Annotated in this window: 7 protein-coding genes; all 7 read left to right on the top strand. The window is 68.2% G+C overall.

What is annotated here, in order from left to right:
- The coding region (locus AABN02_RS18550) for a hypothetical protein (RefSeq protein WP_338416396.1) at positions 1-221 on the top strand (221 nt) is incomplete at its 5' end.
- Positions 218-2,251: a chemotaxis protein CheA gene (locus AABN02_RS18545; protein ID WP_338416395.1), complete on the top strand. Its 2,034-nt coding sequence runs from the start codon at positions 218-220 to the stop codon at positions 2,249-2,251. The genes AABN02_RS18550 and AABN02_RS18545, both read left to right, overlap by 4 nt.
- Before the next feature lie 51 nt (positions 2,252-2,302).
- A complete protein-coding gene (locus tag AABN02_RS18540; protein ID WP_338416394.1) occupies positions 2,303-4,486 on the top strand; it encodes a methyl-accepting chemotaxis protein in 2,184 nt (727 codons plus the stop codon).
- 15 nt (positions 4,487-4,501) lie between these two features.
- Entirely contained in the window at positions 4,502-5,038 is a 537-nt protein-coding gene (locus AABN02_RS18535) for a chemotaxis protein CheW (protein WP_338416393.1), read from the top strand.
- Positions 5,039-5,055: 17 nt separating this feature from the next.
- A complete protein-coding gene (locus AABN02_RS18530; RefSeq protein WP_338416392.1) occupies positions 5,056-5,877 on the top strand; it encodes a protein-glutamate O-methyltransferase CheR in 822 nt (273 codons plus the stop codon).
- Positions 5,874-6,347, top strand: coding sequence for a chemotaxis protein CheD (locus AABN02_RS18525; protein ID WP_338416391.1), 474 nt, complete (start codon positions 5,874-5,876; stop codon positions 6,345-6,347). Before AABN02_RS18530 ends, AABN02_RS18525 begins: the two co-directional genes overlap by 4 nt.
- Positions 6,348-7,622, top strand: a complete 1,275-nt coding sequence (locus tag AABN02_RS18520) for an integrase family protein (RefSeq protein ID WP_338416390.1) — start codon at positions 6,348-6,350, stop codon at positions 7,620-7,622.
- Positions 7,623-7,631 lie beyond the last annotated feature (9 nt).

Below are 7,631 nucleotides of genomic sequence, written 5' to 3'. Positions count from 1 at the left end.
TGCTGGCGGTGCTGGATCAGCAGTGTCTAACCAAGCGGGAAGAAATGGTTCTTACAGTTCTATTGGAAACTACTATTCTATTGGGGGTGGTGGTGGAGCAACGTACTCTGAAGTTGATGGTCTTCCCGGTGGTTCCGGTGGTGGTGGCCGCCTGCGCCGCACTCGGCGCCGAAGGTCTGACCCGACCCGCCGGTCCGGTCCTGGAAAGGGTGTGCCCATGAGCAATCAACAACAGTCGGACGACGAACTCGTCAACGCCTTGCTGCCGGCCTTCATCGACGAGGCCAATGCCCAGTGCGACGAGCTGGAGAGTCTGCTCCTGCAGCTCGAAACCACGCCCGATGACCGTGGGCTGCTCGACGCCCTGTTCCGTTGCGCCCACACCATCAAGGGTTCCGGCGGCATGTTCGGGCAGGCGGGGATCGTCCGCTTCACCCACCATGTCGAAACCCTGCTGGACCGTCTGCGCGAAGGCCATCTGGCGCTGACGCCGCGGCTCATCACGCTGCTGCTGCAGAGCAACGACGTGATGCGCGAACTGGTGCGCCTCGCCCGGGATGCGCAGGACGAGTCCCCCGAAGCCGCAGGCGCCCGCGAGAAGCTGGTGGTGCAGCTGAAGCAGGCCACCGCGGGCACTGGCGAGCCGGCCGAGCCCGTCGTGGTGCGCCCGGTGGACGCGGCCAGCACGGCCAGCGCGCCTGTGCCGGCCATCGACGCTGGCGTCTGGCAGGTGGCCGTGCGCTTCGGTGTCGATGCCTTCCGCCATGGCATTGATCCGCTCACCCTGCTGAACTACGTCCGCAACCTGGGGGCGGTGTCCGGGATGTGCTGCGAGGCGCGGACCGTGCCCGGGCTCGACGCCTTCGATCCGGAGAGCTGTTACCTGTCCTTCGCGTTCGGCCTCTGCACGACCGCCACACGCCACGAGATCGAGCGCGCCTTCCAGTTCGCGCGGGAGGACTGCACCCTGTGCATCACCGAGCCGACCCGGCCCGCCGAGACCGGCGAGGCCGCGCAGAAACCGCAGCGCCCGCGCTCGGCCGGCCCGGCGGCCGGGAGCAGCGACGACAGCAGCTTCATCCGCGTCCATGCGGACCGGCTCGACGAGGTCATCAACCTGCTGGGCGAACTGGTCATCGCCGGTGCGGGGGCGTCCATGCTGGCGCGCAACACCGGCCAGCGCAGCCTGGTCGAAGCCAACCAGCAGGTCACCCGGCTGATCGAAGGCATCCGCAACAGCACCCTGAAGCTGCGCATGGTGCCGATCGGGGAGACCTTCGCGCGCTTTCGCCGCGTCGTGCGCGACACCGCGACCGATCTGGGCAAGGACGTGGCGCTGGAAATCATCGGCGGCGAGACCGAGCTGGACAAGGCCATGGTCGACCGCGTGGCCGATCCGCTCATGCACCTGGTGCGCAACGCCATGGACCACGGCCTGGAGACGGCCGAGGAGCGGCTGGCCAGCGGCAAGCCGGCACAGGGCACGCTCACGCTCAACGCCTGCCATGAATCGGGCAGCATCCTGATCCGCATCCTCGACGACGGCCGCGGCATCCAGCGCGACAAGGTGCTGCGGCGCGCCTGGGACCGCCGGCTCGTGGAGCCCGGGGTGGTGCCGCCGGACGAGGCCATCCTGGACCTGATCTTCGCGCCGGGCTTTTCCACCGCCGAGCAGGTCACCAACCTCAGTGGCCGCGGCGTGGGCATGGACGTGGTCCGCAGCAATGTGCAGGCCATGCGCGGCTCGGTCTCGATCCAGAGCGCGCCGGGGCAGGGCACGTGCATCGAGATCCGCCTGCCGCTCACGCTGGCCATCATCGACGGTTTCCTGGTGGGTGTCGGCGCTTCCAAGTTCATCTTCCCGCTCGACGCGGTGGTGGAGGTCATCGCCAGCCGCGCCACCGTGACCACCGTGGACGCCCGCGGCCGCTGCTGCGTGGAACTGCGTGGCCAGGTCCTGCCCGTGGTCGATCTGCGCACCCTGTACGCGCTGGATTCTCCCCAGCCCGAGCGCAGCAGCGTGGTGGTGGTGCGCGCGGGCACACGCCGCTACGGCGTGCTGGTGGACGCCCTCCTGGGTCAGCACCAGACCGTGATCAAACCCCTGGGCCTGATGCTGCGCAGCCTGCGCGGCGTGTCCGGCTCTTCCATCCTGGGCACCGGCGAGGTCGCACTGATCTTCGACGTGGGCTCGCTGGGTCAGCTCGCCGCCACCTCGCGTGTCGGGCCTGGCCCAAGTCCCCTGGCTTGACGGCACTGCGCCGCTGATGACCACCTCTGATCTGTAGGAACGGAACCACCCATGACCCAGCACCATCCTTCCTGGCTCGCCCGCACCCTGGCGGGTGACGACCTGAACCGCTTGCAGGCGCAAGTGGAGGAGCACGCCCGTGCCCGCGCCGAGGCCGAACAGGCCCTGTCCGAACTGCAGGGGCGCCTGGCCGCCGTGGAGTCGGAGCTGAAGGTGCGCACCGACATCATGGATGTCACCAGCATCGTCTCCGAGGCCGACAAGAAGGGCGACATCCTGAGCATCAACGAGAAGTTCATCGAGGCGTCGAAGTACAGCCGCAAGGAACTGATCGGCCAGCCGCACAACACGACGCGGCACCCGGACATGTCCAAGGACACCTTCAAGAAGCTGTGGCAGACCATCGGGCGCGGCGAGACCTTCCGCGGTGTGCTCAAGAACCGCGCGAAGGACGGCTCGCCCTACTACGTCGACACGGTCATCGCCCCGGTGCTCGATGCGCAAGGCAAGACCCTCAAGTACCTGGGCGTGCGCTACGACATCACCGAAGCAGAGATCGTCCGGCAGAACTACCTGGGCACGCTGGCGGCGATCGATGCCGTGTCGGCCTACATCGAGTTTGATGCCCAGGGCCATGTGCTGTCGGCCAACCAGAACTTCCTCACGCTGATGGGCTACCGCCTCGAGGAGACCGTGGGCAAGCACCACCGCATGTTCATGGACCCGGCGCAGGCCGCCCAGCCCGCCTACGCCGACTTCTGGCGCGACCTCGGCCAGGGTCGTGCGCAGAACGATGTGTTCATGCGCGTGACCAAGAGCGGCCAGCCGGTGTGGATCCGCGGCATCTACGCACCGATCCGCGACGAGATGGGCCGGGTGACCAAGGTGGTCAAGATCGCCTCCGACGTGACGGCGGAAGTGCACACCACCCGGATGCTCAGCCAGTCGGTGGAGCAGGCCCAGGTGGTGGTGGCGGCCGCCATGCGCGGTGATCTGTCGCAGCGCATTCCGATCGACGGCAAGAACGGTCCGGTGAAGTCCCTGTGCGAAGGCGTGAATGCCCTGGTCGAAACCACCTCGGTGATCTTCGACGACATCGGGCGGGTGCTGGGCGCCCTGTCCGGCGGTGATCTGACGCAGCGCATCGACGGCCGCTACGAAGGCATCTTCGGTGACCTGAAGAACGACGCCAACCTGGCCAGCGAGAAGCTCGCCGCCATCATCGAGGATGTGGGCCGCGTGTTCTCCGGCATGGCGGTGGGCGATCTCACCCAGCGCATCACGCGCGAGGCCGAAGGCGTCTTCGACCAGGTCAAGCAGGACGCCAACAGCAGCGCCGACAAGCTCGCCACGGTGATCGAGGAGGTGCGGGCTGCGGCCAATGCCCTCACCGGGGCTGCCGGACAGGTGAGTTCCACGGCGCAGTCGCTGTCGCAATCGGCGAGCGAGCAGGCCAGTTCGGTCACGCAGACCACCGGCTCCATTGATGTGATGTCCGTCTCCATCACCCAGAACAGCGAAAACGCCAAGGTGACCGACGTGATGGCCACCAAGGCCAGCAAGGAAGCCAGCGAAGGCGGCTCGGCCGTGACGCAGACGGTGACGGCCATGAAGCAGATCGCCCAGAAGATCAGCATCATCGACGACATCGCCTACCAGACCAACCTGCTGGCGCTGAACGCCGCCATCGAGGCCGCCCGGGCCGGCGAGCACGGCAAGGGCTTTGCCGTGGTGGCCGACGAGGTGCGCAAGCTGGCCGAACGCAGCCAGGAAGCCGCCAAGGAGATCGGCGATCTGGCCGGCGACAGCGTCTCCACCGCCGAACGCGCCGGCAAGCTGCTCGACGAGATCGTGCCGTCCATCAAGACCACTTCCGCGCTGGTGCAGGAGATCGCTGCGGCGTCGCAGGAGCAGAGCCGCTCGGTCAACCAGATCGGGGGCGCGATGGGGCAGCTGAGCAAGGCCACGCAGATGAACGCCTCGGCGTCAGAGGAACTGGCCGCCACGTCCGAAGAACTGTCTGGCCAGGCCGAGCAGCTGCTGCAGTCGGTGGCCTTCTTCAGTCTGGGTGACGCGCAGACGCCGGCACCGCGCAGCAGGGGGGACGCGCCGGCGTCGTTCGAGCGCCGTGCCCCGAATTCGCCGATGCGCTCCGCTGCCCGTGCGCCCCGAGTGTCCGCCCCGCCGGCCCCGGCGCAGGCCACCGGCACACGCGGCAACTTCCGCCCTTACTGATCCCGGGAGTCGCACATGATCAAACAAGCAACCGGCAGCGGCACCCCGGCCGTCGCCGCCGCACCAGCCCAGTACCTGACCTTCTGGCTCGGCGAGGAAGTGCTGGGCATGGACATCCGGACCGTGCGTGAAATCATCCAGTGCGGGCCGATGGCCACGCTGCCGCTGATGCCGCAGTTCCTGCGCGGGGTGATCAACCTGCGCGGCGCCGTGGTGCCGGTGATCGACCTCAATGCACGCTTCGGACGGCCCGTCACCAAGGTGGGCAAGAAGAGCTGCATCGTCATCTTCGACGCCATGCGGGGCGGGGAGCGCGCCGAACTCGGCCTGCTGGTGGACGCGGTGAGCGAGGTGATCAAGATTGGCGCCGATCACATCGAGGCACCACCCGATTTCGGCACCACGGTGCGCCGCGATTTCATCCGCGGCATCGGCAAGGTGGGGCAGCGCTTCGTGATCCTGCTGGACCCTGACCGTGCACTGGATGTGCAGGAAATGGCCGATCTGTGTGAATCGGCCCAGCAGACGCTGGCGACAGCGACCGTTCGCTGAATCCCCAAGAGCGCCTGATGCAAACGTTGAGCGACGCCACTTACCGCAAGATCGCGGCCCTGATGCACGACGCCATCGGACTGTCGTTCGGCGACGGCAAGAAGGCACTCGTGCTGTCCCGCCTGTCGCAGCGGGTGCAGCGCCTGGGTCTGGGGTCCTTCGAGGCCTATCTCGGCCTGATCACCAGCGAGCAGGACGGCGGTGAATTCCAGATGGCGGTCGACCTGCTCACCACCAACGAGACCTATTTCTTCCGCGAGCCCAGGCACTTCGAATTGCTGGAGCAGGAGTTGATCGAGCAGCAGCCCGCGTCCCTGCAGGTGTGGAGTGCCGCGTCGTCCTTCGGCGACGAGGCCTACAGCATCGCCATGCTCCTGTCGGACCTGCAGCAGCAGGGCCGCATCGGCAGCGACTGGTCGATCCTGGGCACCGACATCAGCGACCGCGTGCTGCGCAGCGCCGTCCAGGCGGTCTACCCGCGGGAGCGGCTGCGCTTCGTGTCGCCGCAGCGCCTGAAACGCCATTGCCTGCGTGGCGAGGCGGAATCGGAGGGGCTGGTGCAGATGCGGGACAGCCTCACCCAGCGGGTGTCCTTCGGGCAGTTGAACCTGTGCCTGCCGATCGAAGCCCTGGGGCCCTTCGACGTGGTCTTCCTGCGCAATGTGCTGATCTACTTCGACGCCGACACCAAGCGCGCGGTGGTGGACCGGGTACTGAGCCAGTTGCGTGTGGGCGGCCTCTTCTTCATCGGTACCGCGGAGGGCCGCGCGCCTTGCGATACCCCCTTGCAGGCGCTGGCACCGGGCGTGTTCCGCAAGCTGGCAGGAGGCGAGCGGTGACCGCGCAGCACGTGCGGCGAGTGGTCACCCTGCACCCCGGTGACGTGGCACTCGGGCTGCGGGGCGACCGGCTGGAAACCTTGCTGGGCTCGTGCGTGGCGATCGTGCTGACGGACCCGCGCCGCACGGTGGGGACCATGTGCCACATCGTGACCTCGCGGCCGGCCACGACGATGCGGACAGCCTCTGGCGCGCAGGCCGATGTGGCCTTGCAGACCATGGAGCGGCTCCTGCAATCCCGCGGCTTTGTCGCTGCCCGGTGCGAGGCCTATGTCTTTGGCGGCGGGAACATGTTTCCCGGCCTCGTGTCCGGTCCGAGCGTCGGCGATGCCAATGTGCAATGGGCCGAGCGCGCGCTGGCGGAACTGGGCACGCGGGTGCTGTCGGTGGACGTCGGGGGCCATGTCTACCGGCGCCTGCGCTGGACCGTGGGTCCGCAGGCGCCGCAGGTCGAGGCCGTGCCACTGTGAGTGGCCAGACCCGCCGGTCGCCAGGCGGGTCTGTCAAAGCACAACGGCTTGGCGCTGCGGGTGACTGCCTCGGGGTCGAAGGCGTTCATCTTCCAGACCGAGTACGCCGGGAAGACGCTGCGCCTGACCATCGGCGCCCCGGAGTCGTGGAGCATCCCCGAGGCCCGCACCGAGGCCCGCCGGCTACAGATGCTGGTGGACAAGGGCGCCGACCCCCGCGCCGAGAAGGCCGCCACCATCGCCCAGGCGCAAGCTGACCGCGAGGCCGCCGCCGTGGTGCGCGCCCGTGATTCCGTGACAGTGGGCGAGGCATGGGCGGTCTACCTCGAAGCGCGCCGCCCGAAGTGGTCCCCCCGGTCCTACCTGAACCACACCCGCATGGCCGCGCCCGGTGGCGAGCAGCGCCAGCGAGGGGCAGGGAAGACCGTAGCCGCCCCGCTGGCCGTGCTGCTGCCACTGCGTCTGTCCGAACTGAACGCCGACGTGCTGGCCGCGTGGCTGGACCGCGAAGCCGCCGAGCGTCCCACCGCTGCATCGTCCGCCTTCCGGCTGGTGCGTGGCTTCATCCGCTGGGCGGGTGAGCATCCCGAGTTCCGCGCCCTGATTGCCCCGGACGCCTACCGCTCGAAGGCGGTCAGCGAAGCCGTGCCGCCGTCGAAGGCGAAGGAGGGCGATTGTCTGCAGCGCGAACAGTTGCCCCTGTGGTTCGACGCGGTGCGCAAGCTGGCGAACCCGGTTCACGCCGCCTACCTTCAGACCGCGCTGCTGACCGGCGCCCGCCGCGAAGAGATTGCCGGGATGCGCTGGGAGGATGTCGATTTCCGCTGGGGAAGCATTGCCATTGCCGACAAGGTGGAGGGCGCCCGCGTCATCCCGCTGACGCCCTACGTGTCGCGCCTGCTGGCCGCGCTGCCCAGGCGGAACGAATGGGTGTTCAGCAGCCCGACCGCCGCCGACGGCCGGCTGAAGGAGCCGCGCACGGGGCATGAACGCGCCCTGGCCGCCGCGGGCCTGCCGCACCTGTCGATTCATGGCCTGCGCCGTTCGTTCGGGACGCTGTGCGAGTGGGTCGAGATGCCGGCCGGTGTCGTGGTCAAGGGCACAAGCCCAGCGCCACGGCAGAGAAGCACTACCGCCGCCGCCCGCTGGACCTGCTGCGCATGTGGCACACCCGCGCCGAGACGTGGATGCTGGAACAGGCCGGCATCGAGCAACCCAGCGCCAGCGAGGAACCGGGCGCGTTGCGTGTGGTGCATTCCCGTTGATGCGTGTTGATGTGCGTAA

The sequence above is a fragment of the uncultured Sphaerotilus sp. genome, assembly GCF_963924895.1.
Classification (GTDB): Bacteria; Pseudomonadota; Gammaproteobacteria; order Burkholderiales; family Burkholderiaceae_C; genus Sphaerotilus.
Note: the sequence above shows the minus strand (reverse complement) of the source record. Positions and strands in the feature narration are given on the sequence as shown.

Excerpts from the sequence above, each read along its gene's own strand:
- AABN02_RS18545 (WP_338416395.1), top strand. The coding sequence starts at position 218 with ATGAGCAATCAACAACAGTCGGACGACGAACTCGTCAACGCCTTGCTG.
- AABN02_RS18540 (WP_338416394.1), top strand. The coding sequence starts at position 2,303 with ATGACCCAGCACCATCCTTCCTGGCTCGCCCGCACCCTGGCGGGTGAC.
- AABN02_RS18535 (WP_338416393.1), top strand. The coding sequence starts at position 4,502 with ATGATCAAACAAGCAACCGGCAGCGGCACCCCGGCCGTCGCCGCCGCA.
- AABN02_RS18530 (WP_338416392.1), top strand. The coding sequence starts at position 5,056 with ATGCAAACGTTGAGCGACGCCACTTACCGCAAGATCGCGGCCCTGATG.